This is a genomic window from Achromobacter sp. AONIH1, assembly GCF_002902905.1.
Lineage (GTDB): Bacteria > Pseudomonadota > Gammaproteobacteria > Burkholderiales > Burkholderiaceae_B > Achromobacter.
This window is the reverse complement of record NZ_CP026124.1, coordinates 899,357-913,898: the sequence shown is the minus strand read 5'-3', so window position 1 is coordinate 913,898 and position 14,542 is coordinate 899,357. Positions and strand designations below refer to the sequence as shown.

At 67.6% G+C, this 14,542-nt stretch carries 13 protein-coding genes; 9 read left to right on the top strand and 4 right to left on the bottom strand.

Annotated elements, in window-relative coordinates; genetic code table 11:
- The first annotated feature begins 24 nt into the window (after window positions 1-24).
- Complete coding sequence (locus tag C2U31_RS04165; RefSeq protein ID WP_103271697.1) at window positions 25-1,152, top strand: deoxyguanosinetriphosphate triphosphohydrolase; 1,128 nt, start codon at window positions 25-27, stop codon at window positions 1,150-1,152.
- A 136-nt stretch (window positions 1,153-1,288) separates the two neighbouring features.
- On the opposite strand, the gene C2U31_RS04160 is transcribed toward C2U31_RS04165, so the two are convergent.
- Together C2U31_RS04160 and C2U31_RS04155 are read right to left on the bottom strand one after the other, a co-directional pair.
- A complete protein-coding gene (locus C2U31_RS04160) occupies window positions 1,289-2,482 on the bottom strand; it encodes a M20 aminoacylase family protein (protein WP_103271696.1) in 1,194 nt (397 codons plus the stop codon).
- 40 nt (window positions 2,483-2,522) lie between these two features.
- Window positions 2,523-3,530: a tripartite tricarboxylate transporter substrate binding protein gene (locus C2U31_RS04155; RefSeq protein ID WP_103271695.1), complete on the bottom strand. Its 1,008-nt coding sequence runs from the start codon at window positions 3,528-3,530 to the stop codon at window positions 2,523-2,525.
- Between the two features lie 109 nt (window positions 3,531-3,639).
- Here C2U31_RS04155 and C2U31_RS04150 point away from each other — a divergent pair, with 109 nt between their 5' ends.
- Window positions 3,640-4,542 carry a LysR family transcriptional regulator gene (locus C2U31_RS04150; protein ID WP_103271694.1) on the top strand — a complete coding sequence of 301 codons (903 nt, stop codon included), beginning with the start codon at window positions 3,640-3,642 and terminating at the stop codon, window positions 4,540-4,542.
- 73 nt (window positions 4,543-4,615) lie between these two features.
- On the opposite strand, the gene C2U31_RS04145 is transcribed toward C2U31_RS04150, so the two are convergent.
- The gene (locus tag C2U31_RS04145) at window positions 4,616-5,245 is read right to left on the bottom strand and encodes a glutathione S-transferase family protein (RefSeq protein WP_103271693.1); all 630 of its coding nucleotides are present in this window, start codon (window positions 5,243-5,245) and stop codon (window positions 4,616-4,618) included.
- A gap of 26 nt (window positions 5,246-5,271) precedes the next feature.
- Entirely contained in the window at window positions 5,272-8,130 is a 2,859-nt protein-coding gene (gene uvrA / locus C2U31_RS04140; protein WP_103271692.1) for an excinuclease ABC subunit UvrA, read from the bottom strand.
- Between the two features lie 131 nt (window positions 8,131-8,261).
- Here uvrA and C2U31_RS04135 point away from each other — a divergent pair, with 131 nt between their 5' ends.
- The 7 genes from C2U31_RS04135 (at window position 8,262) to C2U31_RS04105 (ending at window position 14,501) form a co-directional block, all read left to right on the top strand.
- Window positions 8,262-9,446 carry an MFS transporter gene (locus C2U31_RS04135; RefSeq protein ID WP_103271691.1) on the top strand — a complete coding sequence of 395 codons (1,185 nt, stop codon included), beginning with the start codon at window positions 8,262-8,264 and terminating at the stop codon, window positions 9,444-9,446.
- A gap of 292 nt (window positions 9,447-9,738) precedes the next feature.
- The gene (gene ssb / locus C2U31_RS04130) at window positions 9,739-10,254 is read left to right on the top strand and encodes a single-stranded DNA-binding protein (RefSeq protein ID WP_103271690.1); all 516 of its coding nucleotides are present in this window, start codon (window positions 9,739-9,741) and stop codon (window positions 10,252-10,254) included.
- Window positions 10,255-10,591: 337 nt separating this feature from the next.
- Window positions 10,592-11,602 (top strand): hypothetical protein, encoded by a 1,011-nt coding sequence (locus C2U31_RS04125; protein ID WP_233772641.1) that lies wholly within the window; start codon window positions 10,592-10,594, stop codon window positions 11,600-11,602.
- A gap of 42 nt (window positions 11,603-11,644) precedes the next feature.
- Complete coding sequence (locus tag C2U31_RS04120; protein WP_103271689.1) at window positions 11,645-12,841, top strand: glycosyltransferase; 1,197 nt, start codon at window positions 11,645-11,647, stop codon at window positions 12,839-12,841.
- 228 nt (window positions 12,842-13,069) lie between these two features.
- A complete protein-coding gene (locus tag C2U31_RS04115) occupies window positions 13,070-13,375 on the top strand; it encodes a DUF4148 domain-containing protein (protein WP_103271688.1) in 306 nt (101 codons plus the stop codon).
- Window positions 13,376-13,454: 79 nt separating this feature from the next.
- Complete coding sequence (locus C2U31_RS04110) at window positions 13,455-13,760, top strand: DUF4148 domain-containing protein (protein WP_103271687.1); 306 nt, start codon at window positions 13,455-13,457, stop codon at window positions 13,758-13,760.
- Window positions 13,761-13,898: 138 nt separating this feature from the next.
- Window positions 13,899-14,501 (top strand): TetR/AcrR family transcriptional regulator, encoded by a 603-nt coding sequence (locus tag C2U31_RS04105; protein ID WP_103271686.1) that lies wholly within the window; start codon window positions 13,899-13,901, stop codon window positions 14,499-14,501.
- Window positions 14,502-14,542 lie beyond the last annotated feature (41 nt).

Below are 14,542 nucleotides of genomic sequence, written 5' to 3'. Positions count from 1 at the left end.
GTGACAGGAGACGGTGCTGTGCAGATGAACGAATTGGCTTCCTATGCATCCGACCCGTCCCGATCGCGCGGTCGGACCCATGCCGAGCCTCCGCCGGAAAATCGGACCGAGTTCCAGCGCGATCGCGACCGCATCGTGCATTCCGGCGCGTTCCGGCGGCTGGAATACAAGACCCAGGTCTTCGTCAACCACGAAGGCGACCTGTTCCGCACCCGCCTGACCCACAGCCTGGAAGTGGCGCAGATCGCGCGCACGCTGGCGCGCAGCCTGGCCCTGTCGGAAGACCTGACCGAGGCCATCTCGCTGGCCCATGATCTGGGGCACACGCCGTTCGGCCACGCCGGGCAGGACGAACTCAACGCCTGCATGCGCGAGCTGGCGCCCGAGGCCGGCGGCTTCGAGCACAACCTGCAGAGCCTGCGCGTGGTGGACGAGCTGGAAGAGCGCTACGCCGACTTCAACGGCCTGAACCTGTGCTTCGAGACGCGCGAAGGCATCCTCAAGCACTGCTCGGCGGCGCACGCGCGCCAACTGGGCGCGGTGGGCGTGCGCTTCCTGGAGCGCACCCAGCCCTCGCTGGAGGCGCAGCTGGCCAACCTGGCCGACGAGATCGCCTACAACAACCACGACATTGACGACGGCCTGCGGTCGGGCCTGATCACGGTCGAGCAGATGCAGGATGTGGCCATCTTCGGCCGTCATCACGCCGAGGTGCTGGCGCGCTATCCCGAGCTGCCGTCGCGCCGCGCCGTGTCGGAAACCATTCGCCGCATGATCAACACGCTGATCACCGACCTGACCCGCACCTCGCTGGCGCGCATCGCCGAGCATGCGCCGGCCAGCGCCGACGACGTGCGGCGCGCGCCGCCGCTGGCCGGTTTCTCAGACGGCATCCGGCGCGAGGCCGACGAGCTGAAGAAATTCCTGTTCGACAATCTGTACCGCCACTACCGCGTGCTGCGCATGACCACCAAGGCGCGCCGCATCGTGCGCGAGCTGTTCGCGGCCTTCCTGGACGACCCGCGCCTGCTGCCGCCCGATTACCGCCGGCCGGCCTTCAACGAACAGGCGCGCGCCATCGCCGACTACATCGCCGGCATGACCGACCGCTACGCCATCCGCGAACACAAGCGCCTGTTCGAGATGGCGTAAACACACATTGGTTTCCACGGCGCGGCCGCAGCGCTTGCGACCGGTATTGTTGCATCGGGATGCCGCGGAGCCGGCTTTGCCGGTCCGCAGGCATGCCCCCTTGAGGGGGAAGCGCGTCAGCGCTTCGGGGGTGGGCCTACCCCCTCAGGAAGCGCTGCGTCAGCAGCACCCAGTACGCCGCGCCCACCGGCAGGCTGTGGTCGTTGAAGTCGTAGCCGGGGTTGTGCACCATGCAGGCGCCGTGGCCGCTGTTGAAGCCGTCCGGCGAGCCATCGCCGTTGCCGACCAGCAGGTACGAGCCGGGCACTTCCTCCAGCATGAAGGCGAAGTCCTCGCTGCCGGTCAGCGGCCGCGTCTGCGGCACGACCTGGTCCGCGCCCACCAGTTCCAGCGCCACCTGGCGCGCGAAATCGGTTTCGGCGACGGTGTTGACCAACACCGGATAGCCGCGCTTGTAGTCGATGGTGGCGCGCACCTGGTAGCTGGCGGCCTGGTTGTGGACCAGCTCGGTGATGCGGTCTTCCAGCAGGTTGCGCACGTCGCGGTCCAGCGCGCGCACGCTGAGCTTGAGCGTGGCCGTCTGCGGAATGACGTTGTTGGCCTTGCCGGCGTTGAAGGCGCCCACCGTGATCACCGACATGTGCAGCGGATCGACGTTGCGGGCCACGATGCTCTGCAGGCCCATGACGATGGCCGCGCCGGCGACCACCGGATCGGCGGCGCAATGCGGCATCGCGCCGTGCCCGCCCACGCCTTCCAGTGTGATGGTGACGTTGTCCGAGGACGCCATGGCCGCGCCGTCGCGCAGCAGCAGGTGGCCTTGCGGATGGCCGGGCATGTTGTGCATGGCGAAGATGGCGTCGCAGGGATACTTGCTGAACAGCCCGTCCTCCATCATGCGCTTGGCGCCGCCCAGTCCTTCCTCGGCGGGCTGGAAGATCAGGTTCAGCGTGCCGTCGAACTCGCCATGCCTGGCCAGATGATGCGCCGCCGCCAGCAGCATGGCGGTGTGGCCGTCGTGGCCGCAGGCGTGCATGATGCCTTCGTTGCAGCTGGCGTGTTCCAGGCCGGTGGCTTCCTGGATCGGCAGCGCGTCCATGTCGGCGCGCAGGCCCAGGCGCTTGCCGCCCTTGCCCCGGCGCAGCTGGCCGACCACGCCGGTGCCGCCCAGGCCGCGTTCGACTTCATAGCCCCATTGCGTCAGGCATTGCGCCACCAGGTCGCTGGTGCGGAATTCCTGGTAGCCCAGTTCGGGATGGCGGTGGATATCGCGGCGCAGCGCGACGAATTCGTCGGCGCCTTGGGTGACGGTTTCAAGGATCGGATGCATGTCGGTGTGTCTCCGTTTGAGTAGGTGGCGCTTGGGGCGGTCAGGGCGCGTCAGCCAGTTTCACATGGCTGGAAATTTCGCGGAAGCGCACGGTCTCGGCCTGGTACATGGCGTCGGCCTCGGCCGGGGTCATGGGCGCCGACACCTCGATGTTCTGCGTCTCCAGGCCGCGCTTGACCTCGGCGTCCTGCATCGCGGCGTTGAGCGCGGCGTGCAGCCGCGCCACCACGTCCGCCGGGGTATCGCGCTTGACGAAGTAGCCGGTCCAGGTGGTGAAGTTGAAGCCCTTGAGCAGCTCGCCTTCGTTGACCGACGGCACGGCCGCCAGCGCGGGCAGGGCGCTGCGGCGCGGGCTGAGCGTGCCCAGCAGCTTGACGCGGCCCTGCTCGGCCAGCGCCACGTGCTGCTGCGCCAGCGGCAGGATGGCGAAATCGACCTGGCCGCCGCCCATGTCCTGCATCAGCGGCGCGCCGCCCTTGTAGGGCACGTGCATCATTTCCGCGCTGATGGTGCGCGCCATGTGTTCGCCCAGCACGTGATACAGCGAGCCCACGCCCACGCTGCCGAAGCTGAGCGGCTGCGTGGCCGCGCGCGAGCGCGCCAGCTTCACGAGTTCATCGGCGTTGTTGGCCGGCAGGTCCTTGCGCGCCACGATCACCAGCGGCGCCAGGCCGATCATCTGCACCAGTTGGAAGTCCTCGCTCTTGAGCTTGACGCTGGCGTTGGCGAGGGGCGCCAGGATCAGTTCGTTGGGCGAGCCCTGGAACAGGTAGTAGCCGTCGGCGCGGGCCGACAGCACTTTCTGCGCGCCCAGTGCGCCGCTGACGCCGCCCAGGTTTTCCACCAGCACCGGCTGGCCCAGCTGCCTGGACGTGGGCGCCGCCACGACGCGGGCGATGGCGTCCGACGCGCCGCCGGCGGGGTAGGGGACCATCATCATGACGGGGCGGCTGGGGTAGTCCGCCGCGCTCGCGCCCTGGCTCATCAGCGTGGCGCCGAGCGCCAGCATACAGCCGGCCAGGCGCAGGCATCCGGATAGCGTGCCCATACGTGTTTCCCTTGAAGTGTTATGAGTATCCGGAATCCTAGGGACAGTGCTCGCTAGTTGTCTAACGACTTGTTATTCTGGGATGTAGAAAAAATACTCATACCTGGACATGAACCTCAAGCAGCTTGAGCACCTGTTGGCCGTGGCCGAGGCCGGTTCGTTCAGCCGCGCGGCCGAGCGTCTGCATCTCACGCAGTCCGCGTTGAGCCGCAGCATCCGCCTGCTGGAGGAAGACCTGGGCACGCGGCTGCTGGACCGCATGGGCAAGCGCACCGAGCTGACGCCGTTGGGACTGACCGTGGCCAGCCGCGCGCGCCGCATCCTGTTCGAGTCGGCCGAGCTGCGCCGCAGCACGGATCTGTTGACGCAAGGCGGGCAGGGCACCATCAGCATCGCGCTGGGCTCGGGACCGGGCGTGCTGTTGCTGACGCCGCTGCTGGTGCATGTGGCGCAGCAGCACCCGCAGCTGCGCATCGAGGTGATGCGCGGGTCGCAGGAAGCGCACCTGGGCATGCTGCGCACGCGCAGACTGGATGCGCTGGTGGTGGATATCCGCGGCATCGCGCCGTCGGCGGACCTGCGCATCGAACCGGTATCGCAGATGCGCGCCGGCTTCATCTGCCGCAGCGGCCATCCGCTCGCGGCGCTGTCCAGGCCACCGCGCTTCGCCGAAGTGGCGGCGTACCCGCTGGCGTCCACCTTCCTGCCGGCGGACACCGCGCGTATCCTCATCGACCGCTACGGCATCGGCGCCGATCCCAAGACCGCCGTGCGCCTGCGCTGCGAGGAGATCGGCAGCCTGTTGGAGACGGTGCGCGCGTCGGACGCGGTGTTCCTGGGCATCGTGGCGGCGGCGCGCGAGGGCATCCTGTCGGGGGAGCTGATCGAGCTGATGCTCGATCCGCCGCTGGACAGTCATGCGCAGTTCGCGCTGGTGACGCTGGCCGGCCGCACCGAGGCGCCGGCGATGGGACTGCTGCGCGCCTTCGTGAGCGATCGCCTGCGCGATTGAGCGCGCGCCGGTTTGATGCGGACCGGCTGCGCGCTGCCTCGCGGCCAGGCGTCTCAGCGCGCCTCGGTTGCGGTCACGCGGCCGCTTCGGCCTGCGAGTCGCGGATCCATTCCTGCATGGCGGGGTGCGCCAGCACGGCATCCATGTAGGCGCGCGCGTCGCCGGTGACGCTGACGCCATAGGTGGTGAAGCGCGACACCACCGGCGCGTAGAACGCGTCGGCGATGGAGAAGGCGCCGAACAGGAACGGTCCGCCCTGGCCGAACTGCGCGCGCGCGTCCTGCCAGAGGTCCAGTATCCGGGAGATGTCCTGCCGGACGGCGTCGGAGAATTCGGCGGCGGGCAGGCGCGCCGCCACGTTCAGCGGCATGGCCTGGCGCAGCGCGGCGAAGCCGCTGTGCATCTGCGCCGCCAGCGAACGCGCGCGGGCGCGCGCCTGGGGTTGCGCAGGCCACAGGCCGGCCTCGGGATGGCGGTCGGCCAGGTATTCGCAGATGGCCAGCGAATCCCAGATCGCGAATTCGTCATCCAGCAGCACCGGCACCAGCCCGGCGGGCGAAACTTCGCCCACGCCGCGGGCGAACGCCTCGGTGTTGAACGCCAGTTTCTGCTCGGTGAAGGCAATGCCCGCCGCGCGCAGCGCCAGCCAGGGGCGCATGGACCAGGAAGAGAGATTCTTGTTGCCGATGATCAGGGTGTACATGTGTCGCGTTCTATGAGGGTGAAAACTCAGCTGGCCGCGCGGCGCAGCACCTTGCCCAGGTAGTGGCCGGTATGGCTGGTCTTGGTGGCCGCCACGGTTTCGGGCGTGCCTTGCGCGACCACGCGCCCGCCGCCGTCGCCGCCTTCCGGGCCCATGTCGACCAGCCAGTCGGCCGTCTTGATCACGTCCAGGTTGTGTTCGATGATGAGCACGGTGTTGCCGCTGTCCACCAGTTGGTTCAGCACCTGCAGCAGCAGTTCGATGTCGCGGAAATGCAGGCCGGTGGTGGGTTCGTCCAGGATGTACAGCGTGCGCCCGGTGCTGCGGCGCGACAGCTCCAGCGACAGCTTGACGCGCTGCGCCTCGCCGCCGGACAGCGTGGTGGCGCTCTGGCCCAGTCGGATGTAGGACAGGCCCACGTCGATCAGCGTATGCAGCTTGCGCGCGATGGCCGGCACCGACTCGAAGTATTCCAGCGCCTGTTCCACCGTCAGGTCCAGCACCTCGCTGATGTTGCGGCCGCGATAGCGGATCTCCAGCGTTTCGCGGTTGTAGCGCTTGCCGTGGCAGACGTCGCAGGGCACGTACATGTCGGGCAGGAAGTGCATCTCCACCTTGACCACGCCGTCGCCCTGGCAGGCCTCGCAGCGTCCGCCCTTCACGTTGAAGCTGAAGCGGCCCGGATCGTAGCCGCGCGTGCGCGCTTCCGGCACGCCGGCGAACAGCTCGCGGATCGGCGTGAACAGGCCCGTGTAGGTGGCCGGGTTGCTGCGCGGCGTGCGGCCGATGGGGCTCTGGTCGACGCTGATGATCTTGTCGAAGTGCTCCAGGCCCTGCATGGCCGCGTAGGGCGCGGGTTCGCTCTGCGCGTGGTGCAGCTGGCGCGACACGGCCACGGCCAGGGTGTCGTTGACCAGCGTGGACTTGCCCGAGCCGGACACGCCGGTCACGCAGACCAGCCGGCCGGCGGGGATGCGCAGGTCCACGTTCTTCAGGTTGTTGCCGGTGGCGCCGGTGAGCGTGAGCCACGGCAGCTCGTCGTTGACCGGCCGGCGTTGCGGAATGGCGATGGCGCGTGCGCCGCTCAGGTACTGGCCGGTGAGCGAGGCGGGGTCGCGCTGCACCGCTTCGGGATCGCCCTGCGCCACCACCTGGCCGCCGTGCTCGCCGGCGCCGGGGCCCATGTCCACGACCCAGTCGGCCATGCGGATCATGTCCTCGTCGTGCTCGACCACGATCACGCTGTTGCCCAGGTCGCGCAGGTGCTGCAGCGTGCCGATCAGGCGGTCGTTGTCGCGCTGGTGCAGGCCGATGGACGGCTCGTCCAGCACGTACATGACGCCGGTCAGGCCCGAGCCGATCTGGCTGGCCAGCCGGATGCGCTGGGCCTCGCCGCCGGAAATCGTGTCGGCGCTGCGGTCCAGCGACAGGTAGTTCAGGCCCACGTTGTTCAGGAAGCTCAGCCGCGCCTCGATTTCGCGCACGATGCGCTGCGCGATCTCCTGCTTGGCGCCGGCCAGGCTCAGGTCGCGGAACCAGGCCAGGCAGGCCGACAGCGGCATGGCCTCGACTTCGTAGATGGCCTGGCCTTGGCGTTCGCCGCCGCGCGGATCCTGGCCGATCAGCACGTTGCGGGCCTCGGGCCGCAGGCGCGAGCCGCCGCAATCGGGGCAGGTCTTGATGTTGCGGTACTTGCCCAGCTCTTCGCGCACGGTGGCCGAATCGGTCTCGCGCCAGCGGCGCTCCAGGTTCGGGATCACGCCTTCGAAGGTGTGGCGCTTGACCGTGCTGCGGCCCTTTTCGTTCAGATAGACGAAGGAGATCTCTTCGTCGCCCGAACCGTACAGCACCTTCTGGCGCACGTCCTCGGGCAGTTCCTCGAACGGCGCCTCGATCTCGAATTCATAGTGCGCGGCCAGGCTGGTGAGCAGCGAGTGGGTGAAGGCGTTGCGGCGGTCCCAGCCTCGGATCGCGCCGGCGGCCAGGCTCAGCTCGGGGAAGGCGACCACGCGCTTGGGGTCGAAGAATCCGACCTGTCCGATGCCGTCGCAGCTGGGGCAGGCGCCCATCGGGTTGTTGAAGCTGAACAGCCGCGGCTCCAGTTCCGGCAGGCTGTGGCTGCAGACCGGGCAGGCGTAGCGGCTGGAGAAGACCTGTTCGCGGCTGCTGTCCATGTCCAGCGCCAGCGCGCGGCCCTCGGCCAGTTGCAAGGCGGTTTCGAAACTCTCGGCCAGGCGCTGCTTGCTCTCGGGCTTGATGCGCAGGCGGTCGATCACCACGTCGATGTCGTGCTTCTCGGATTTCTTCAGCGGCGCCATGCCGTCGATTTCCAGCAGCTGGCCGTCCACCCGCAGGCGCACATAGCCCTGCGCCTGCAGGCTGGCGCATTCGTCCTCGAAGCTGCCTTTCTTGCCGCGCGCGATCGGCGCCAGCACGGCCAGCCGGGTGTCGGCCGGCCAGGCCATCACGGCGTCCACCATCTGGCTCACGCTCTGCGCCTGCAGCGGCAGGCCATGGTCCGGGCAATACGGCGTGCCGACGCGCGCGTACAGCAGGCGCAGGTAGTCGTGGATCTCGGTGATGGTGCCGACGGTGGAGCGCGGGTTGTGGCCGGCGGCCTTCTGCTCGATCGAGATGGCCGGCGACAGGCCCTCGATCAGGTCCACATCCGGCTTGTCCATCAGTTGCAGGAACTGCCGGGCGTAGGCCGACAGGCTCTCGACATAGCGGCGCTGGCCCTCGGCGTAAAGCGTGTCGAAGGCGAGCGAGGACTTGCCCGAGCCGGACAGGCCGGTCACCACCACCAGCTTGTGGCGCGGCAGGTCCAGCGAGACGTTCTTGAGGTTGTGGGTGCGCGCACCCCGTATGCGTATCGTCGAGTCCATCGATTGCGTCCGTCGTCCTGGCATCGCAGGCCAACTTGGTACTATAGCGCGCCGAGTAGTCCCGCGTTCAAGGTTGGTCCGCCAGGTTTGCCGAGGGGCCGCTTCGAGGCCATTACCGTCCAATAATCCGCATGCCGGCAGAAACCAAACTGAAATTGACCCCTTCCGAGCGCCGCGCCAGCGTGGCGCTGGCGGGATTGTTCGCGGCGCGCATGCTGGGGCTGTTCCTGTTGCTGCCGGTCTTCGCGGTGGCGGCGCGCGGCCTGCCCGGCGGCGACGATCCGGCCCGCGTGGGCCTGGCGCTGGGCATGTACGGCCTGACCCAGGCCTTCATGCAGATTCCCTTCGGGCTGGCGTCCGACCGCTGGGGCCGCCGGCCCGTGGTGATCGCCGGCCTTTTGCTGTTCGTGGCCGGCAGCGTGGTCTGTGCCCAGGCGTCGGACGTGTTCTGGATCACCATCGGCCGCGCCATCCAGGGCGCGGGCGCCATTTCCGCCGCCGTCACCGCCTGGCTGGCCGACGCCACCCGCGACGAGGTGCGCACCCGCGCCATGGCCATGGTCGGCGGCTCGATCGGCCTGTCCTTCGCCGTCTCGCTGGTGCTGTCGCCCGTGCTGGTGGGCTGGTGGGGGCTGTCGGGCCTGTTCTGGACCATCGCCTGTCTGGGCGTGGTCTGCCTGGCCGTGGCGCGCTGGGTCGTGCCGGTGGTGCCGCGCACCCAGGCCCGCGCCATGCAGGCGGCCCGGCCGCGCGAGGTGCTGCTGCATCCCGACCTGTTGCGGCTGAACTTCGGCGTATTCGTGCTGCATCTGGTGCAGGTGGCGCTGTTCGTGGTCGCGCCGGCGCTGCTGGCCAAGGCCGGCGGGCTGGACGCGCGCGAACTGTGGAAGGTCTATCTGCCGGTCATCCTGGTGTCCTTCGTGCTGATGGTGCCGGTCGTGTTCGTGGCGGAAAAGCGCCGCGCCCATCGCGGCGCGCTGCGCGCGGCCGTGGCCGGCCTGGCGCTGGTGTGCGCGCTGCTGCCGATGGCCAGCCAGGGTTTCTATGGTTTCGCCATGGCCCTGACCGGCTTTTTCGTGGTGTTCAACGTGCTCGAAGCCTTGCAGCCGTCGCTGGTGTCGCGGGTGGCGCCGGCGGCCTATAAGGGCCTGGCGCTGGGCTTCTACAACACGGCCCAGGCCGCCGGCCTGTTCACCGGCGGCGCGCTGGGCGGCTGGCTGGCCTCGCACTCGGGCGCCAATGCGGTCTTCATCGCGGCGGCGGCCCTGGCGCTGCTCTGGCTGGCCGTTACCTGGGCGCTGCGGCCGCTGGCCTAGCTCCCGGGGCGGCGGATACGCCAGAAAGTCGCGGAACGCGCCGCCATCAGGCGCGAACATCAGGCAAATCGGCGGACCGCAGAGATAGATTTGTCACGAATGGCGTTGGCGCGGCAGGCGCTTTTCGTCGATAATAGCGGGATCAATTTACGGTTTCATACTGTGCCGCCGGTCATCATCATGGTGACCGGCGTGTTTCATGAAGCCGGTCTTCAACATCGTTTTTTTATGTTGTTGCCGGCGCGCTCGCGGCAACGCGTGGGCGCAAGGCCAACAACAGAGGGACATCGGCATGGCATCGGTCAACAAAGTCATACTCGTCGGCAACCTGGGTCGCGACCCGGAAGTCCGCTACAGCCCGGACGGGGCGGCAATCTGCAACGTGTCCATCGCCACCACCTCCCAATGGAAGGACAAGGCCTCCGGCGAACGCCGCGAGGAAACCGAGTGGCACCGCGTGGTCATGTACAACCGCCTGGCTGAAATCGCCGGCGAATACCTGAAGAAGGGCCGTTCGGTCTACATCGAAGGCCGCCTGAAGACCCGCAAGTGGCAGGACAAGGACACCGGCGCCGATCGCTACAGCACCGAAATCGTCGCCGACCAGATGCAGATGCTGGGCGGCCGCGAGGGCGGCGAAGGCGGCGGCGGCAGCTACGGCGGCGGTGGCGGCTTCGACGAAGCCCCGCGCCAGCAGCGCGCCGCGCCGGCCCCGCGCCCGGCGCCGCAGCAGCGTCCCGCTCCGCAGGCCGCCCCGGCCAGCAGCGGCGCCAACCTGGCGGACATGGACGACGATATTCCGTTCTGAACGTCATACGGTCGCATTCTCCAAACCCGGCAAGTCGATGACTTGCCGGGTTTTTTATTGCCCTGACGAGCGGCGGAGACTGCCTGTGCATATCCCTGTGGGCAAGGCGGTGGGTAGCCTGTGGAAACGCTGTGTATTCACTGTGGACAAGTCTGGCTCGGGTAGCCCGTATTCCCTTGCCAAAACGTAATCCCCGAGTTCGGCTCATGTCACCGGACCCTGCGTAGAGTGTTTCGGATTCGCCGGCAAGCCGGCGGCCCCCATTCGAGACTGCTACGCGTTCCATGCCTGATCCTCATGTCCTGCGCCGGCCTCGCCGCTATGGCAAGGACGGCCTGTGAAGACCTCTGCGTCGCCGGCTGCCGGGCAATCCCGGTCCATCGCGCAGCGCCTGCTGGCCAGCCGCGCCGTGGCCAGGATCCTGCGCAACCTGTACCGCTGGACCCACTCGCGCGCGCTGCGCCATAACCAGGTGCTGTGGCCGCTGTTGCGCATCGAGCGCGATGGCCAGGGAAGGCTGGCGCGTTGCGCCATGCGTTGGGGCGTCACGCCCGTCCAGACCGCCTTCTCCAGCATCCGGCGTCCCGCGGGCGATGTCGCCCACCTGATCCTGAGCGGTCCGTCGGTGGCCGATATCGGCTACTCCGAACTGGACCTGCCCGCGGTGATGGGCGTGAACGGTTCGATCGCGCTGCGGCGCAGCCATCCGCACCTGCGTTTCGCCTATTACGCGATGTTGGACGCCGGCTTCGTGTCGCGCCGCCGCGACCTGGTCGCCGACGTGCTGGCGCAAGACCTGCTGCTGTTCGTCACGCCGGAGGTGCTACGCGGGATCGCGCAGCTGTTTTCTCCGGACGACATTCGTTGCCGCATCGCGGTCTTCGAAGAAGTGCACCAGCGCGCGTACCTGCCCCGCGCGCAGCCGGAACAATTGGCGAGGACGCTGCGTGACGACCCGGATCTGGTGTTGTTCGACGCCCATGCGCCGATCCATCCGCTGGGTTTCAGCCTGGATCCGGCCCGAGGGCTCTTCGGCGGCGGCACGGTGGCCTATAGCGCCTTGCAACTGCTGGTCTGGTTGGGATTTCGCACGCTCTATCTGCATGGTCTGGACCTGCGCGGAGCGAGTGTTTCGCCGCGTTTCTACGAGTCCGCCGATGCGCGCCTGCCGAGCGCGCTGGACAGGCAGTTCGACTCACACATCCGGCCTGCCTTTCGCGACGCCAGCCGGTTGCTCGGCGCGCGCGGCCTGCGGATCTACAACCTGTCGCCCGGCAGCGCCCTGGACGAGAGCGTGTTTCCCAAGCGCCATTGGACGACGCTGAAACGGCACGCGCTTCCGTCCTGACCCGCCGCGCGGCGGCAATCCTCGTTCGTTCAAGGCCACTTCATGCGCATTCTCTATACCAATTTCCACCAGGCCGACGGCGGCGGCCATACCACCTACGTACTGTCGCTGGTGCGGGCGCTGCGGGCCGCGCACGACATCGTGGTTGCCGCGCCGGCCGGCAGCCGCCTGTTTCTGGAAGCCTCGGGCATGCCGGGCGTGCGTGTCGTGCCGATGGAGTTCAAGGGCGGATTGCTCTCTGCCTGGCCCCGGATCCGGCGCATGCGCGCGTTGCTGAAGATCGAGCGCTTTGACCTGGTGCATGTGAACGGCGCGGCCGATCACCGGCTTTGCATGCTGGCGAGCATGGGACTGCGGGGTGGGCGTCCGGCGATCGTCTACACGCAGCACACTTCGCGTTCCGGGCGCAGCCTGGGCGCGGCGTTGCGGGCTCGCCTGGCCACGGATCGCGTGATCTGCGTCAGCGAACATACCCGGCGCGGCCTGATGCGCTCTCACTACGCCGGCTGTGGCTTGCGCACGGTGAAGAACGGGGTCGACGTGGACTATTTCACGCCGGCCACGCCAGAGGAAAAGGCGCTCTCCCGCGAGCGCTGGCTGAGGCCATCGCAGGCAGGCTGCCTGGTGGTCGGCAGCAACGCCGGCACCGCCGTGTACAAGAACTGGCCGGACATGCTGGAAGCCGTGGCCATGTTGCCCGGTGCGCTGCGCAGGCGGATCGTGGTGCTGATCGCGGGCGAGCCGCCCAACGAGGACCGGTTGCGTTACGTCGAGTCGCTGGGGATGCAGGATCGCGCGACCTTCGTCGGCTTGCTTGACGATGTGCGGCCATTCCTGGCGGCGTTGGACCTGGGTTTCGTATTGTCGTCCCGCCTGGAGACCATTTCCTTCGCCTGCCGCGAAATGATGGCCATGGGCTTGCCCGTGGTGGTGAGCGATGTCGGCGGCCTGCCGGAAAATGTGGAAGACGGCGTGGACGGCTGGGTCGTGCCGGCGTGCGCGCCGACAGCGGTGTCGGAGGTGCTGCGCGAGGCGCTGCGCGAACCCGAGGCGCTTGAGGTCATGGGCGAGGCCGCGCGCGCCAGGGCGCTGGCCGAGTTTGGATTGTCGCGTTTTGTCGCGCAGACACAGGCTGTGTACCTGGAGGCGCTTGATCTGCCGCGGCCCAGCCGCCTGTGGCCCATCGGATGGTTCGCGTTGGGCGCCGCCACGTTCTGGATCCAGGACCTGTTCATCTGAGGCCTGTCTGGCGCGTCGGCATTGGTGAAATATGCTGTTTCATAATAGCTGCTTGCATTATCTATCTACTAGTAGGTAATATTCATCCATCGACGCAGCGGACTGAACAAGCCCGCAAGGTCGAATCCAGAAATACAGTGGCTAGCAGCAAATTTTTTTACCCCATTTATCTATCTATAAGTAGATAGCCGAGCAACAGCAAGACCAGATTCCAACCGGAGATTCCTCATGAAGACCCTCGTATCCGCCCTGATCCTTTCCGCTTCCTTCATCGGCGCCGCCCAGGCCGGCGAGCTGGACTATCCGCCCGCGCTGGACACGCATAGCAGCGTGACGCGCGCCCAGGTCCAGCAAGAGCTGGCCGCGGCCCGCGCCAACGGCGAGCTGGTGTCGGGAGAAGAAGGCTACGCCGTCGCCACGTTCGCCCAGACCGGCGACAAGACCCGCGCCCAGGTGCAGCAAGAGCTGGCTGCCGCCCGTGCGCAAGGCCTGACCGAAAGCGGTGAGCTGGACTACCCGCCCGTTCACGGCTGATCATTTCTCTTGATACCTATCTATAAATAGATAGTTTCATGCGCCCAATCATGCGCAACCCGCTTACCGGAGATCCCTCATGAAGACCCTTGTTTCCGCCCTGATTCTTTCCGCCACGTTCATGGGTTCGGCCTACGCCGGCGAGCTGGACTATCCGCCCGCCCCGGATACGCAGAGCAGCCTGACCCGTGTCCAGGTCCAGCAGGAGCTGGCGGCGGCCCGCGCCAACGGCGAGCTGGTGTCCGGTGAAGAAGGTTATCCCGCCACCGCCTACGCCCAAGCCGGCGACAAGACCCGCGCCCAGGTGCAGCAAGAGCTGGCTGCCGCCCGTGCGCAAGGCCTGACCGAAAGCGGTGAACTGGATTACCCGCCTGTGCAAGGCTGAGTACCATGCAAGCAAGCGCGAGCCTCGGGGGGCGGGATGGCTATCCTGGCCGGGGCTCGCGGGTGCGCTGTTTTGCAGATCGAACGCGTAGCGTTTACGACGATGACGAACCGATCTATTAGTAGGTAATATTCAGCCATGGATACCCCGACCTCCGCCAAGTCTCCGGCCGCTTCCTCGGCGAATACCCGCGACCAATTGCTGGCCCACGCCGAAAAGCTGATCCGCACGCGCGGCTGCAACGGTTTCAGTTATCGCGACCTGGCCGAGCATGTGGGCGTGAAGACGTCCAGCATCCATTACTACTTTCCTGGCAAGGACGACCTGCTGTACGAAGCGGTCGAGGCATACAGCGCCCGCGCGTTGGCGGCCTTGCGCGCCATCGACCAGTCCCTGCCCGCGCGCGCGCAGCTCGAGGCCTACCTGTCGCTGATGGAGTCGCGCGCCTGTGATTCGGGCGAGTTGTGCCTGGGCGGCATGCTGGCCGCCGAAGTCATGACGCTGCCGGATCGGGTGCGCGGCGCGTTGCAAGGATTTTTCCGCGCGCACGAAGCCTGGCTGGCGCGCGTGCTGGCCGAGGGCAAGGCGCAGGGCACCCTGAAATTCAACGGCACCGCCGAATCGGCTGGCCGCGCGGTGTTCGCCACCGTGCAGGGCTGCATGCTGGTGTCACGCCTGTTCCAGCAGCCGCCGGCATTCTGCGAGGCCATCGGCGCGCTCTACGTGCCGTGCAAGGACTGAGGCGCGGCGCGCCGCTACCGTCCCGTTCTTCCCTGATCCCG